This window comes from Pseudoalteromonas sp. GCY, assembly GCF_016695175.1.
Taxonomy (GTDB): Bacteria; Pseudomonadota; Gammaproteobacteria; order Enterobacterales; family Alteromonadaceae; genus Pseudoalteromonas.
On record NZ_CP068023.1, the window covers coordinates 1,516,310 to 1,531,604 of the forward strand.

Sequence of the window (15,295 nt, forward strand, 5' to 3'; positions counted from 1 at the left end):
ATAACAGTTACGCACTTTGTACTTGTAATAACTCCTTTGCACTGGCTCTTGTCGTGTCGCTTATTTTATCACCGCCAATTAACCTTGCGATTTCATCAATGCGCTGGCTTTCTGCCATTGGGGTCATTTTGGTAAAGGTTTCGCCATTTTCTACCCGTTTTGCGACAAAGAACTGGTTGTGACCACTGCATGCCACTTGCGGTAAATGGGTAACACAAATAACTTGCGTAGACTGGCCAAGCTGGCGTAGCAATTTACCTACGGTTGCAGCCGTTGGACCTGAGATCCCAACATCAACTTCATCGAAAATCAAAGTGGGTGTCGTAACGCGTGTTGCGATAATCACTTGAACGGCTAAGCTTATCCGAGATAGCTCACCACCTGAGGCAACTTTGCCCATCGGTTGTAAAGGTTGGCCTGGGTTAGTAGAGACGTAAAATTCAATGTGGTCATACCCAAGTGGACTCGGTTTAGCGCCAAAGTTAGGCGTTAACTGGATCTCAAATTGACCATCACCCATCGCAAGCTCTTTCATACTTGCAGAAATACGTTCGTTAAGAGACTTACTGGCTTGCTGGCGGCTTTGACTTAACCCTAGTGCAGCTTGGTTATAGGCGTTGATGGCTTCAGCAATTTCTTCCTCTAATGCATCCAGTCGTGCAGAGTCAGAGCTAATAGACTCAAGCTCATGTTGCAGTGCTTGATGGTGCTGATATAGCAATTCAGGCTGAACTTGATGTTTTCTAGCTAAATCTAGAGCTTGGGAGAGTCTATCTTCTAGCTCTTGTAGTCGCATCGGATCTTGTTCAACTGAATCGGAATAACTGCGGATCTCTCTACTTGCTTCTTCCACTTGTACTGCTGCCTCTTCAAGCACTTGCGCAATATTTTCAAGGGTTTTGTCAAAACTGGTGAGTTCAGAGAACACTTGTGCACTTTGTTGTAGTTGCGATAGCACAGTCTGCTCATCATTTTCATAAAGGCGAGAAAGCTCACGGTGGCATTGTTCTAAAATGGTCTGGCTATGGCTTAGGCGCGAATGTTCGGTCTCAATATCTTCATATTCGCCTTCTTGTAGGGCAAACTCATCAAGCTCTGCTACTTGGTACTCAAGAAGTTGTTTTTTTGCAGCTTGTGCCTGTTGTGACTTTTGTAGTTCGGCATATTCTTTTTGCAGTTTATGGTAGTGATTATATTGGCCCTTAACTGCTTGTAACAAAGTCGTGTGGTTTGCGTAAGCATCAAGCAAGTGCAGTTGATATTCTGGCTTTAGCAGTAGCTGATGGGCATGTTGTCCATGGATCGCAATAAGATGTTGGCCTAACTCCTTTTGCTGGCCAGCAGTAACAGGGGAGCCATTGATGTAGCTTTTACTACGCCCACTTTTACTAATAACACGACGAAGAATACATTCATTCTCTTCGTTATCTAGCATATGCTCCGTTAGAAAGCGTTTGGCAGCAGGGAGATTTGAAACATCAAACTGAGCAGAGATATCCGCCTTGTCGGTACCTGGACGAATAGCAGAAGGATCAGCACGCTCACCGAGACATAAAGAAAGCGCATCGATCGCAATGGACTTACCCGCGCCTGTTTCACCTGTAATTGCGGTCATGCCGCAATGCCAGTCAATATTTAGCGCACTAACAATAGCAAAATTTTGAACATTTAAAGCTAAAAGCATACTGTACACCCTAACAGAGAATTACTGTTAATTTATACAGTATTTTATTGTTTAGCAACTCAAATTAAAAAATTCTGCTAAAAATAATAGCAACATTAACCAACAGCATGCTCTTTTACTAAGGCTGCTGCTTGCATTTGTTGGTTGGATGGCTCTGAGCTACTTAGTTCTGGTGAGTCTAATACATCTTCATCTTGTTGTATTGCTGGTGTATCAGGTGTTTGAATGCGTGCAATGAGAGCTGGAAGCATCTCGCGATAGAAATCACGATTGTAGGCAATGCCCGTAGTAGGTAATTCGGCAACAAAATATTGTAGTTGCTCAGCAAGCAAATCCATATTGCCATTTGAACGACACTTATTGAGCTCGTTTGTCACTGAATAGATAAATAACTCTGACACTTTTTCCAGTTGCGCCAAGTTTTCTTCCGAATGCACTTGTACAACGAAAAAGTTGCCGACGATTGCATTGATCTGCGGTGCGTATTTTGGCCTTAAAATCTTCGCTTCGACGAATTCAGCAACCTTCAGCTTAAAGTTGCTACTAATTACTTTTAAACGATCATTAAAGGCTTTTTTTTCCGCTTCACGGGCTTTTCTTCTATTATTTTCAATCACTAAATACACTGAAAGTATAGTGATAAGCAGCGCCAATGTGAAAAATACAACGTAAGCCATTTTATTGTTATTTACCTAAATTAGAGAATTTAACCAAGGCTATTTTGCGTAACTTTGCTTACTTAGTAAAGCCTACTGCCCCAATTTAATTTTTGTCTAAGAACATTGTAGTAGGAGTAACATTTAGGATGGATCAGTCTTAGTCTTTTCTCCGCTTTTTTGATTATAACTTCGTCACCAGGTAGCACTGCCAGTACGACATGACTGTCACAACTCACTTGTAAGCTGTCGGTATTTTCTAGACTTAACTTAAGTTTGACTTCTTTTTCTGCATCCACCACTAAAGGCCTGCTGGATAAGGTGTGCGGAAACATAGGCACCAGTGAAATAGCGTCGAGTTCTGGGGTCAAAATAGGACCACCACCTGAAAGCGAGTAAGCGGTTGACCCCGTTGGTGTCGAGACAATTAAACCGTCCGAGCGCTGTGAAAATACGAAGTCGTCGTCGATAAAGGCCTCAAATTCAATCATATGAGCAACCTTATCAGCGTGTAATACGGCTTCGTTCATTGCTAAATTTGCGCTTTTAAGTTGGTGATGTCGGTATACCGCCACCTCCAATAGAAATCTCGATTCTTCAATAAATTGGCCGCTTAACACCGCTTCGAGCTGCGCTTCAAAGCCTTCGGGATTCAAATCTGTCAAAAAGCCTAAGTTACCGCGGTTTACACCAATCACGGCGACATCAAAACGAGCCAGTACTCTTGCTGCACCAAGCATGTTACCGTCACCCCCAACAACAATAGCAAGATCGCAGCGTTTACCTAGTTCAACTAACTCGACTACAGCGTCTTCGTCTAACGACTTTATTTGCTCCGCAACGCGATCTTCTACGAGTACTTCATATCCTAATGCTTGCAAAAATGTGTAGAGTCGTTGTAAGGTCGTCCCCGCGCCTTCGTGGTTGGGTTTGCCAATTAAGCCGATGGTGTTAAACGTGGTCGTCATTCAGTCATTTGTCCTTGGTATCTTTGTTGCAAGATTATATTAAAAGCGTAGTGCTTGAAACTGGCAATTGACACCCATATTAAAATAATTATGAAACTAAATCCCAGAGATGAACAAATTCTGTGTGCGGTCATGCGCCATTATTGTAATGGTGAAGGGCAGCCTGTTGCATCCAGCAAAATAGCAAAGCAGGACGGCCTTGCTATTTGTTCCGCAACCGTACGCAATGCAATGGCAAGACTTGAAAATCAAGGCTTATTGTATTCGCCGCACACGTCAGCTGGCCGCGTGCCCACCGACCAAGGTGTAAAATTCTGGCTACAGGAGTTTTTTCCTCTGGCTGATGTTGCCGTTCATTGGCAACCAGATCAATCCGCAATAGTCTCTTTTGCACATTTATTGAGTCAAAACTTTCAGGTCTGTTGCTGCGTGGGATTACCACAAGTTAGCAGCAAACAAATGTTCCGTGTGGAAGTGCTCGATTTTGATCGTAAAAACTGGCTGGTCCTGCTGTTAGACAGAGCGGGGCAATCACACAATATTTGTATTGATAAACCCGTTGATGACTCCGACGCGTTGCGTTACCAGTTCGCAGCTTGGATGAATACCGTATTCAGTCAACAAACTTTAGTTGAAGGGTTGCACCGAATGCGCGCCATGGCACACAGTGCACCGCCGAGTTGTCATCATATTTTGGCCCAGTGGACTAAGCAGTTAAGTCAGCAATTAGGCTCAGATAATGCAATTGTTGTCGGCGAGCGCTACTTATATAACCGCTTAGAGTTGGATAGAGAGATTAATCTTGGCGTCGGATTTTTGGACCAAGTTGAAGACCGTTTGGCGTTTAAAGACGGCGTATCCGTGTTACTTGGTGAAGAGCTAAGCATGCTCGGTTTACATCGCGTAGTGGTGCTCAGTGTGCCGTATTTCTCTAAAGGGGAATATCAAAGTCGCTTTTGCGTGATTTGCCCTGCGGATTCCAAGATCGAAGCTATCTTGTCGGAATTCAAAAAATTGCCGCAATAAAGGGTTGAAACTCTCATTTCAATCCCCATAATTACCGCAGTTGTAAAGAATCGGAGAATCACCACATGTCTGAGCAGACAAAAGCCCCAGAGCAAGAGCTTGAACAAGAACAAACACAAACGGAAGCAGAAGTTGTAGAAGCGCAAGCAGAACAACAAACTCAGGAAGAGCAGGCAGAAAATGCGGGTGAGTTGAGCCCAGAAGAAGAAATCGCTGGTCTGTACGCTGAGCTTGAAACCGCTAAGCAAACTATCGACTCACAAAAAGATAGCGTTGTACGCGCTGCCGCTGAGCTTGAAAATGTTCGTCGCCGTGCAGCGCAGGACGTTGAAAAAGCACACAAATTTGCGTTAGAAAAGTTCTCAAACGAATTACTACCCGTAATCGATAACCTAGAGCGTGCTATTGAGTTTTCTGACAAAGAAAACGAAGCGCTAAAGCCTGTGCTTGAAGGTATCGATATGACTATTAAGACATTTACAGATGCCCTTGCTAAATTTGGTGTTGAAGCAGTCAACCCACAAGGTGAGGCATTTAACCCAGAGCTACATCAAGCAATGTCAATTCAGCCGAGCAATGATGTATCACCAAATACTGTGCTTGCTGTGATGCAAAAAGGGTATACCTTAAACGGCCGTCTATTGCGCCCTGCAATGGTGATGGTCTCTAAGGCTGCTGAATAAGCAGATTCAATTTGAAAAGCCGCTCATTGAGCGGCTTTTTTGCGTTTAGTAACGAGTGTATTCGCTTACCAACTACACTGCTTCACTTTATCAAACCAAGGACTGGAAAAAGTCTTGGCTGTGATGGGGAGTGGAGCCGTTACTTCGACGCCTAACTCTTTTGCTAAATATCTATGTACTAGTAGCTTTACTTTATCGCTTTCTAACTGGGTATATGCCAGTTGCAACGCTTGTTTGGTGCTTTGGTTGGGCATGTCTCCTTCGAGTTGTTTATAGCGCGCCTCAAGCCATTGTAGCCAAGCTTGTTTTGATTCGTTTGGAAAAGCTGTAGTTAGGGTAGAGGTAGGCCCTTGTAAACGTTCGTAGTTGACGATTTGTTTTTGAATAAGAAAGACAAACATCAAGTTAATTCCCGCTGAGATTTGACCCGAGCGTTTATCAATGGCTTGATAGCCCAACAAAGCATGGCGAAAATACTGCTCTGCTTCAAATATTCGACCTTGATCAAGCGCGAGGCTACCCAAATTGCTTTCGATCATTGCAAGTACTGGGGTTTGTTTTAAATCCTCAGCCAATTTGCGTGCTTTGGCATACAATGTTCTCGCTTTTTGATAGTCATCTTGGTTGCGGGCAACTAGCGCCATACTGTTAGTCAGCGTAAGCCGTTGGCGGTCATTTTCTGCATATTTGTAGGCACACTTGAGGCTAGTATCAGCATCATCAAGGTACTCCTGTCGGCGTAACCAAATCCCAAGAGCACTCAAAATGGTCGGGAGGTTTGCTTTAAAAAACATATCATCTGGATACAAAAAGGTCGCGTTTATTGAGGTATAGAGCCTATCTACTTTATTTGTTGGTACAGATGCACGAGCGCTCAGCAAATGCCACTGAATAAATAACGGCACAGGTACATCTTGCAGCTGTTCTAAACTGTCGAGAATAATCAGTGATTGTGCTGGGTTTACTGTTAAATAGTCGCTGGCCTCGTCTAGCTTACTTTCAAAATATGAAAAGTCTTTCGCCAACGCGTGTTGGCAAAAATAAAATGTACAAGTTACAAAGAGTAAAAACCGAACCAAGCAAACCCCAACCACATTTTGGCGCATCTACTAACTGTAGTCGGCAGTAACAAATAGTTCCAAATCAATTACGATAAACAGCACTATACAAAGATAAGCAACAATGCAGAGGTCGCCTCTTCAGTTATCAATTGGGATCGGAAACGTGATGAAAAGAAAACAAATTGCTGAGTTCGCTCTGATGCAATTCGATTAGTTGATTGATGTTTTCAAGATCTACAATAGTTAAACTGACTTTGCTAAGCATATAGCTAACAGGTGTTTTATTCGCGTCGATACCTGAATAGATAACATCGGTATACTCTTTGGTTTGAATAAAGTGTTCGCCCGCGAGCTTATCTTCAACAACATAGTCAACTCGCTGTTTACTCAACATTTTAAAGCGACGAGCGGCATTGGGTAGGTGTACCAGCTGATCGTTATAAAAGTCTTGGATCAGTTTTTCAAAGGCAATACCGTAATAGCTGCCAGCATTCAGTGCAAAAGTGTTTCCTGCAAGGATCAACGACTCAACTTCGCCGCCAATTTTTGGTTTGTCTTTATGTTGGAATAATGCCATGACTTCTTGGCGGTAAGGTGTAGTGAAGTACGCAAACTTAGCTCTAGTTGCCGTTTTGGTCGCGGCCACCAGTAAGTCTACTTTACCTGCTTTTAGCTCCGCTAGCATTCTTGCTGAAGTGGGATAAAAGACGTATTTAAGACAATAAGGAGAATCTCTAAAAAGGGTGTTTAGAGCATTAATCTCTAAACCAGAGACATTACCTTCTTTACGGGAAATATAGGGGGGCCAAAGTGTTTCATTCATACCTACTCGTAAAGTTTTGCTACATTTTGCTAAAGTTTCAAAAGCCAAAAATGTGATGAGTAAACTAAGTAAAAGCGATCTAGAACATTTCATGGCGTAAATCTCTGAGCGTTATATGGAGCATGCTTACTTTATCAGCAAAAAAAGGCAGGCACACGCGCTCTGTTAAACGATTAAGAATGTTTAATGTATCCGCAAAGTGTTTTTTGCTTCTTAATTTATTATTGTACATTGCGGCTCTGTGCGAGTACGGTTGCTATGGTGTTGATAAGCTCAAGCTGCTCTATGGGCTTGGCAACATAGCCATCAAACCCCACGCGTTCATACAAGGCTTTGTCTTCCGGAAAGGCATTTGCAGTCAATGCGATTATTGGGATATTGGGATCTTTACTTTTAAGACGTTTGCAGGCTTCAACGCCGTCCATTTCAGGCATTTGAATGTCCATAAGTATTAGATCCGGTTTGTTTAGATCGAATTGTTCAATGGACTCTTTACCGTTATTCGCAATCGCAATATCACCATTGGCTTTACTGATCATAGAACGAACTACCAGCTGATTCACTGGATTATCCTCAGCCAGCAATATGGATGTGCCACTCAAGTCTGCTGCTTTTAGCTGATCGCTTTTAGGTTGATCTGACGTACACTCAGACTTTTGCATGGGCAGTTCGATGCTAAATAGGCTGCCTTCGCCGACGGTGCTTTTTACTTTAATTGTACCGCCCATCAGGTCAATTAGAGAACGGGTGATAGAAAGACCAAGCCCCGTACCACCAAATTTTCTGGTGGTGGACTTATCCGCCTGCTCAAATCGTGAAAAGAGTTTTTTAATTGTGGCTTCTGTCATCCCTATGCCGGTGTCGGCAACGGTGATAAGCATACCTGAATCATTTTGAAGCGGTTTTATATGGGTAATAATACTGCCTGTTTCAGTAAACTTAATGGAGTTAGACAAGAGGTTAAGCAGCACTTGCCTGACCCTGACTTCGTCCCCAAGCCAAAATTTATGCTCAAGCTCAACGTGGATCTTAAGCTTCAGCCCCTTGTTTTTTGCCAATACCAAAAAATCAGAACGCAGATGCTCAACCAACACCTCAATATTAAATGGTCGTTCTTCAAGCTCAATTCTACCGGCTTCAATTTTTGAGAAATCTAAAATATCGTTAATTATGGTGTTAAGTGCCTTAACTGAGTAGGTGGCCTTCTCAAGCAGATTGGTGGCGGTGCTGTTAAGTGGCTCCGACTTTAATAGTTGTAATGTGCCGTATAAGCCGTTCATGGGGGTTCGTATTTCATGACTCATATTAGCCAAAAAGGCGGCTTTGGCCTTAGCTGCTTGCTCGGCTGCTTCTTTAGCGTGCGAGAGTTCTCGTTCGTGCTTAAGCTGCTCTGTGAGATCCAATGCTATACCTAAAAAACCATCAACATTGCCACGTTCGTCGGTCAATGTCGTTACGTTAAGCTTAATTTGCACGTATTGATTTTGCTTAGTGACGTAAGTCCATCGGCTAGTATCTACCGCACCCTGTTTGGCTTTGGCGACAAAGACTTCAAATCCAGGTTCAATGACTCTGCCAAGCTCTTCAGTTAACGCTTTTGCTCTTGCTATGACCTCTTCCTCAAGATGGAAAATGGCAGGGGATGATTTACCAATGAGTTCATCTTTTTTGTACCCTAATAAACGCTCGGCTGCGGGGTTAAACTGGGTAATGATACCGTCAGGATCGGTGGCAACAATGGCATAACCCGAACCTTCAACAATGCTGGTGTGAAGTTGGCTGTATTTTACGATTTCTTTAGTTCGTGCTTTGACTTCCTGTTCTAATGACGAGTTTAGTTTAGCAAGGGATTGTGCTCTTTCTTCTTCTGCAGCTAACTTTTCCTTTTCTGCTAGACGCTGACGTGTAAAACTTAAAAGCAAAATATAAGTGATGATTGCCAATAGCGCAGAGACCAGCTGCGCGACCTGTAAAATGGTATTAGGAGAGACGAGATTGAGTGAACGGATAAACTGCGGAGTTGGCCAAATTTTTACTTCCCAAGTGCGACCGAACAAGTTGACCTGCTTAGCCACTGAGTTATCCAACTCTTTAACATCTTCTTTTAGCGCCTGATAAAATGGCGTGTTTTCATCGTTATTGGTTACATCGGAAATTTGAATCGAGACATCTTGTCGAAAAGACAGCAAAGTCGACAGGATCTCATCGATAAGTAACGGGGAATAAGTCCAACCAACTAAGTTGTCTAAGCGATTTTCTTCATTTGCTGCCATACCAATAGAGGTATAAATTGGCGCGAGTATCAAAAAGCCATATTTAATTTTATTGTCGGCTTGCACTAAGGTAATTGGAGCGGTAAGTCTCGGCTCATTGGCAGTTGCTGCTTCTATCGCCGCTGTTCGACGACTGTCTTCAGAGCCAATGTCCAAACCGACGGCTTGGTCATTATTTACTTCAGGCTCAATATACTGGATAACAAATTTGCTGGTGTTATGTGGGTTTAGCGTTTTGATAGAGAATATTCTGTCTGTACGCTCAGCTTGTGCTTGTTGCACAAAGCTGCTTACGTTATTGACGGGGACATATTTGATGATCCCAACGCCACGAGCCCCAGAATATTCCGCTTGGAAATCAAATGAGCTGATATAACGCTGCATCGCCTGATAGTCAAAACTGTGTTGGTGGTTCGCATAAATTGCAGTGCGAAGCCCCAAAATACCGTACCAATACAGCGTAACGCGCTCGTTTACCCCCTCAGTCACATGGTCAAGTCGTGAGGCAAGTGCCGCCGCTACCTTGTCAGCATGATGCTCCTTTTCTTGCTCATATAACACCAGCCCGTAAAGCATACTGCCAACTAACACGAGTAGTGCAGCAACAAGTGGCAAAAATCGGCTCTGGCGAACTGTGTGAGCATTCGCTAACGACACGCTATATTCCTTACGCTTTAAATCTAACCAATATGTTAGTCCAGATTGTATTGAATTGATAGTGATTACGGCGAAGTGACAATCCTGAATTTATGCCTAAAGTGGCTCATGAAAGACATATTATGAATTGTTATTTGGATAAATTGTAGATGAAAGCAGGCTAAATCCCGGAGCCTTAAAAGCAAAAAAATATGCGGATTTTGGACTTTATATAAATGTGGCCACTTTTTAGGATGAAATGTGGATGTTTGCCCCGAAAAAAAAAGCCAGTCAGAGCTTATTGCTCTAACTGGCTGTTTTAAAACGCTAAAATTTGGTGGAGCTGGGGGGATTTGAACCCCCGTCCGGAAAGCGTCGACCTTCGGTCCTACATGTTTAGTATCGTCTTTTGGTTAACCTTTAAATCTCGGACGAACACGATAAGTAAAGGCGAGGCCGCTTAGTTTTAGCCCTTCAACCCCGGCCTGGGTTTCCGTAGCGATCTTGTGTAGGGTGACACTCCAGAACCAGATCCACAAGAATATCATGGAGGAGTGCTAGCGGGCTATTATGCCGCTAGAGCGTAGTTATCGTCGTTTGCGATTACTTTAAATACGGCTTTTTTACGAGGCCAGCCGCACCTCGACATGCACCTTAGGCTTCTTGAATCCCGTCGAATCCTAATCAGCCCCTGAATAAATTCAGTACTGTTAGTGTCTATACATCTAACAACTAACTATGTCTCGCATTATACATAGGATTAATGTCATTACAATGGCTTATCATGCCATTTGCTGATGATTTCACGAAGCAGAGGCGTGTTTGATTAATTACTCGCCGATTGTTGAACAAGACCGTAAGCGTTGATTATATGTATAACGGGTTGGCTTTTGATTTGTGCGACTAGGCACTTGCGAAGAATCGTCCTTTGCCACCATATTGATAGTTCTCTAAAGTATTGAGCAGCTTTTCAGAGAATTTAATTTCTGTTTCTGAACGGCCACTCCGGCGGGCCTCTCTTAAGTTGGCTTTTTGCATGGCGATAACGTCGATTTTTTCATTCTCGGCTCGTGAAATATCGGCAGGAGAGGGGATTCCACTCCCCTGATTTAGGCCTTGCTCAACAGCAAAATAATGTAAAGAAAGCGAAGCATGTTGCCCTAAATCCAATATTCCTTCGTCATATAGTGCTTTAGATGCCACAGCCAGTTCTTTCTTGGTGATAAAGGTAAAGTCGAATTGTGCCTCTTTGATGTGGCTAGTTGTTGCCTCAGATGCTGGCAAAACGCTTCCCTTCGCTTCATTTTCGATTGATTGCGCGCGTCGCGCCTGAACTTGATTATATAGCATTGCTTGGTGTTGAACTTTCATTTAGCAAATCCTTCTGAAATATGTATAACAACTTCAGCAAGGTTTATGCCCAAAAGTGGCTCAACAAGATTATGGTTCCCAGCCAAGGCGGGCATTTTCATTATCTCGATATGGACGACGACAGAAAGCGGAGCACTAGCTACCGCTTTTTTGTGTGTTTGTAGGGTTGATAAACGCAGCGCCAACAAACGCTGGGTATGTTGCCTTTTGTGTTTACGCTCCGCGCAACCAGTTGCGTAGTCTATCTTTAAGTTGGCTAAGGTCGTCTTCGCAGATCAGGCCAATTTCTAGCGCTTTGGCGCGTAGCCTTTCTGAGGTTCTAATGCCTTGATAGCTCACTAGTAGGCCTCTTGCTTGTACGCCGCCAAATAGCTCGCTGAGGGAATCAAGTTTATAAATCACTTGGTTGCCTTCCCCTTTACTAAACTTTTTGGTTTTGCATTCAATGAGGTGAAGCTTATTGTTGGCGAGCGCCACAATATCTAGCTCGTTATTGACATAGCCTTGCCCAACGCGACGTTTAATCGCAACGCCTTGGGCGACATCTTGTAAAATGGTGAGTTCTTTTTTTAGGCTGAGGAGCGTGGCGTAAACATATTCTTCTAGCCAGCCGCCGTTGGCAAAAAAGCGAGCGCCTTCATTAGCAAACTTTAATTTGTCGTCTTGTCTTGTGGCGACGTTAGCCTCTTCTAAATCGTCAATCAGTGTTTGCAAACTTGGGCTATTCATTTGGCTGCGACTCAAAGGCTCACTGATAAGTTCGTTATCTTCGCTACTGGCTGCGAGGTAGTTGAGCTGGGCGAGGGCATGGCTATAATCCGTTTGACTGGTTGCCCATTTTGCGCCGAGCTGGCGATAGCGAATATCAACGATACCCTCATTTGCAATTTCGGTGATATCGCCGTCGATGAGGTTAAAAAAGTCGCGTATCTTTAACTTATCGGCAAGGATGGTGTTAGCTCGCTCTGTTGGTACAAGCCAGTGAAGCTCGTCGCGTTCGGGTTCAATGATAAAACATTCTATTGGATAGGCGCGGATCACCTCATACATCGCAAGTAAGTGTTGGCGGTCGCCGCAACTGGCATTAAACACAAATTGGGTATCTGGTTGTTCACTAATCAGGGTATCAATGAGCTGGTGGAAGCTGTCGATTAAGGTGTCGCTATCTCGGCTGGTGGGAATAAAGGCGTGATGTACTTTTACCCCTCTTGGCCCCAACACTCTTTTAATATCTTCAAGGTTTTGTTGTTGTTGAGATTCTATTAAATAGAGTATTTCATCCGAGTCGATATTGTGGTCGAGTACAGGCGTAAGCGTGTTAATAAAGTTAGTATCGATAAAACTAAGGTGTACGTGCTTTGTCATGGCTGTCCCTAAAAGTTATGTCCTTCATGAAAGATGAAATTACCCTATAAAGCGGCAAGTGTAAAACAGAGTAATACTTAGTTATGAATTTGCCGCCACTTGGCGTGAAATCCCAAAGTTTGTCTAAAGTTCTGCACTGTAAAGTCGATAAATCTAAGGAAAATAATAAGTTGTACTTTTAATGCATGGAATGATTTACATTCATTTATAATTTGTAGCAGTTCAGGTAATGTTAAGCTTAACAATTTGGCGAAGTTATGCTCAAATGAGTTCGCTGCATTAAAAATAACAACATAACAATAAGATCGTGCATACTTTTCAGGGTTGATGAATGTCATTATTTCGTTTTGATGAGGATGAGGGCTATGTCTACTTGCTCTCTCATCCAGTGGAATCCGGATTTCCGGCGAGCTCGTCTCAATTGATAGAGATGATTGAGGAGTCGCCATATGCGGATTTTGAAATCATTCATGCCAATATAGGTCAATTATTTGCCGCTAGTGAGACGCCCGAGCAGGACTCGCTGATTGTGGCTCGCGCTATTGATGCGTCTATTTCTGTGCGTATTGAAGAAGGCAACATGCTTGCTGAAGCGAGAGTAACCACAGCCCGAGGCGGTAAGTTGGTTTGTATGAACAAAGCCAAACACGCATTAAAACAAGCTGGTATTAAAAAAGGTGTCAGTGGCAAAGCCCTGGATAATCTCCTCGGTCAGCAGTTAGAACTCCCTCCCGGACACACTTACAATGGTATTGTCGCGCATGGTCAACGAGCCAAAGATGGCAATGACGCACGTTTTGTACGCCTGTGTATGACAGCGCAGGACAGAGTGCTCAGCCCGCAAGAGTCGAGTGGTGGTAAGGTCGATATGCGCAACTTAGGTGCTATCATCACCGTAAAACCGGGCAGCCCATTAATGAAAAAAGTCCCGCCAACTGAAGGCGAGCCGGGTTATACCGTGTTTGGTGACGTGATTGACCCTAAACCAGGCAAAGATGCGCCACTTGAGGTGTCAGAAGGCACTAAGCTCGATCCCAATGATAAAAACCTGCTTATTGCCGATTCAAAGGGGGTGCCTGTAGCCGTTCCTCGTGGTATGCGCGTTGACGATGTGCTGTGCTATGAAAACATTGATGTGACGACAGGGCATGTTGAGTTTGATGGCAGCGTGATTGTGAGTGGTGATATTAAAGATGGAATGCGTGTTAAGGCTTCGGGCGATATTACTGTTATTGGTTTTGTGGAGTCGGCTATTCTTGAAAGTGGCAGCGCGGTCACGATAATGCTTGGCACGATAGGCCGCAAGCGCACAGAAGGTGAACCTTTTTCATGTTCAATTAAAGCAAAGCGCAGTGTTTCGTTAGGCTATGCGCAGTACTGTCGAATTGAAAGCGAACAAGATATTCTCATTGAACGTCAAGCTTTGCATTGTGACTTGGCTTCCAAGCGTTTAATCAAAATAGGTAAAGGTGAAACCCCCAGAGGCAAACTGATTGGCGGAAATGTATTGGATGCCATGCGTATTGAAACGGGTGAACTTGGGGCACCTTCAGGCACAAGAACACGTATTTCATTAGCCCAAGATTGGGATAGTTTGCACGATAAGCACCGCGAATTAGTGGAGCTGGAAAAGGTGCTGGCGTCCAAAGTCATCGATATTAAACAAGCCATGAATAAAGCACAGGCGTCGCCACAATCGCAAAAACGAGATGCATATCTTGCCAAGTTGCAGCACAGCGAAGCGCAGATAAATAAGCATTACGGCCGTAACCAGCGTAATATCCGTTTAATACAGCAAAAAATACATCGATTAGCACGCTTGAGTCGAGTCACAGTCAATGAGCTAATGCACCCTGGAACCGAAGTAAAAATAGCGAAAGACACTAAGCTGTTTTCGCGAATTTACCCGCCTAATTTCGTTAAATTGCATGAAGGTAAGATCATGCAACAGTTTACGACGGCCAAAACCGCAGAAATAGCGTAAAAACGAACACCTATAAAAATGCCAGCTAAACTCGCTGGCATTGTCGTTACTCCGTGTCGGTTTCGGTTGCTGACTCTGTTTCAGGCTCCGGCTCAGGTAATGGCCAGCCACCTAATGCTTGCCACTTGTTGACTATGTAGCAAAAGAGCTCTGCGGTGCGCTCAGTATCGTAAAGTGCGCTGTGTGCTTGGCTGTTATCGAACTCAATGCCTGCCGCACGACATGCTTTTGCAAGCACCGTTTGGCCTAGAGCAAGCCCTGCAAGTGATGTGGTATCAAAGCTGACAAAAGGGTGAAAAGGCGTACGCTTTATCTTGTTACGCTCAATAGCCGCATTTAAAAAGCCGTGATCAAAAGCGGCATTATGGGCAACGACAACGGAGCGCTGACAGCCAGCGGCTTTTTGGGCTTTACGCACGGCTTTGCAAATTTCTTTCAGCACTTCATCTTCTGCAACTGCGCCTCTGAGTGGTGAAAATGGATCAATGCCATTAAAGTCAATCGCAGCTTGCTCAATATTTGCGCCTTCAAAAGGCGCAACATGAAAGTGTACTGTCTGATCTAAGCTTAATACCCCGTCATCGTCCATTTTTAACATACTGACGGCAATTTCTAGTAGGGCGTCGGTATCTTTATTAAAGCCAGCGGTTTCCACGTCGATAACTACAGGAAAGAAGCCGCGAAAGCGTTTTGAAAATAGCGTTTGCTCGGTATCAGACATAATCTTCTTGGTTTGTGAAATTTAGCGGCCTATTATACTGATAC

Annotated in this window: 12 protein-coding genes and 1 other RNA gene; 3 read left to right on the forward strand and 10 right to left on the reverse strand. The window is 43.8% G+C overall.

Annotated features, from left to right (window positions below):
* Positions 1-7: 7 nt before the first annotated feature.
* The 3 genes from recN to nadK form a co-directional block, all read right to left on the reverse strand.
* Entirely contained in the window at positions 8-1,684 is a 1,677-nt protein-coding gene (gene recN, locus JJQ94_RS11845) for a DNA repair protein RecN (protein ID WP_099031356.1), read from the reverse strand.
* 95 nt (positions 1,685-1,779) lie between these two features.
* Positions 1,780-2,361 carry a hypothetical protein gene (locus tag JJQ94_RS11850; RefSeq protein ID WP_099031355.1) on the reverse strand — a complete coding sequence of 194 codons (582 nt, stop codon included), beginning with the start codon at positions 2,359-2,361 and terminating at the stop codon, positions 1,780-1,782.
* 62 nt (positions 2,362-2,423) lie between these two features.
* The gene (gene nadK, locus JJQ94_RS11855; protein WP_017217984.1) at positions 2,424-3,308 is read right to left on the reverse strand and encodes an NAD(+) kinase; all 885 of its coding nucleotides are present in this window, start codon (positions 3,306-3,308) and stop codon (positions 2,424-2,426) included.
* Positions 3,309-3,398: 90 nt separating this feature from the next.
* On the opposite strand from nadK, the gene JJQ94_RS11860 reads away from it, so the two are divergent.
* Entirely contained in the window at positions 3,399-4,334 is a 936-nt protein-coding gene (locus JJQ94_RS11860; RefSeq protein ID WP_171039494.1) for an HrcA family transcriptional regulator, read from the forward strand.
* A gap of 65 nt (positions 4,335-4,399) precedes the next feature.
* Positions 4,400-5,017: a nucleotide exchange factor GrpE gene (gene grpE, locus JJQ94_RS11865; protein WP_099031354.1), complete on the forward strand. Its 618-nt coding sequence runs from the start codon at positions 4,400-4,402 to the stop codon at positions 5,015-5,017.
* A 65-nt stretch (positions 5,018-5,082) separates the two neighbouring features.
* On the opposite strand, the gene JJQ94_RS11870 is transcribed toward grpE, so the two are convergent.
* The 6 genes from JJQ94_RS11870 to JJQ94_RS11895 all read right to left on the reverse strand — a co-directional run bounded on the left by JJQ94_RS11870 (position 5,083) and on the right by JJQ94_RS11895 (position 12,546).
* Positions 5,083-6,123 carry a tetratricopeptide repeat protein gene (locus tag JJQ94_RS11870; RefSeq protein WP_099031353.1) on the reverse strand — a complete coding sequence of 347 codons (1,041 nt, stop codon included), beginning with the start codon at positions 6,121-6,123 and terminating at the stop codon, positions 5,083-5,085.
* A 100-nt stretch (positions 6,124-6,223) separates the two neighbouring features.
* Positions 6,224-6,901 (reverse strand): substrate-binding periplasmic protein, encoded by a 678-nt coding sequence (locus JJQ94_RS11875; RefSeq protein ID WP_236596597.1) that lies wholly within the window; start codon positions 6,899-6,901, stop codon positions 6,224-6,226.
* A gap of 221 nt (positions 6,902-7,122) precedes the next feature.
* Positions 7,123-9,831 carry a CHASE domain-containing protein gene (locus JJQ94_RS11880; protein WP_099031351.1) on the reverse strand — a complete coding sequence of 903 codons (2,709 nt, stop codon included), beginning with the start codon at positions 9,829-9,831 and terminating at the stop codon, positions 7,123-7,125.
* A gap of 314 nt (positions 9,832-10,145) precedes the next feature.
* Positions 10,146-10,502, reverse strand: a transfer-messenger RNA (tmRNA) gene (ssrA, locus tag JJQ94_RS11885).
* A 211-nt stretch (positions 10,503-10,713) separates the two neighbouring features.
* Positions 10,714-11,181 (reverse strand): hypothetical protein, encoded by a 468-nt coding sequence (locus JJQ94_RS11890; protein ID WP_099031350.1) that lies wholly within the window; start codon positions 11,179-11,181, stop codon positions 10,714-10,716.
* A 213-nt stretch (positions 11,182-11,394) separates the two neighbouring features.
* Positions 11,395-12,546 (reverse strand): Card1-like endonuclease domain-containing protein, encoded by a 1,152-nt coding sequence (locus JJQ94_RS11895; RefSeq protein WP_099031348.1) that lies wholly within the window; start codon positions 12,544-12,546, stop codon positions 11,395-11,397.
* Between the two features lie 331 nt (positions 12,547-12,877).
* On the opposite strand from JJQ94_RS11895, the gene JJQ94_RS11900 reads away from it, so the two are divergent.
* Positions 12,878-14,530, forward strand: a complete 1,653-nt coding sequence (locus JJQ94_RS11900; protein WP_099031346.1) for a DUF342 domain-containing protein — start codon at positions 12,878-12,880, stop codon at positions 14,528-14,530.
* A gap of 46 nt (positions 14,531-14,576) precedes the next feature.
* Here the strand turns inward: JJQ94_RS11900 and rnt are convergent, their stop codons facing one another.
* Positions 14,577-15,251 carry a ribonuclease T gene (gene rnt, locus JJQ94_RS11905; RefSeq protein WP_099031345.1) on the reverse strand — a complete coding sequence of 225 codons (675 nt, stop codon included), beginning with the start codon at positions 15,249-15,251 and terminating at the stop codon, positions 14,577-14,579.
* Between the last annotated feature and the right edge of the window lie 44 nt (positions 15,252-15,295).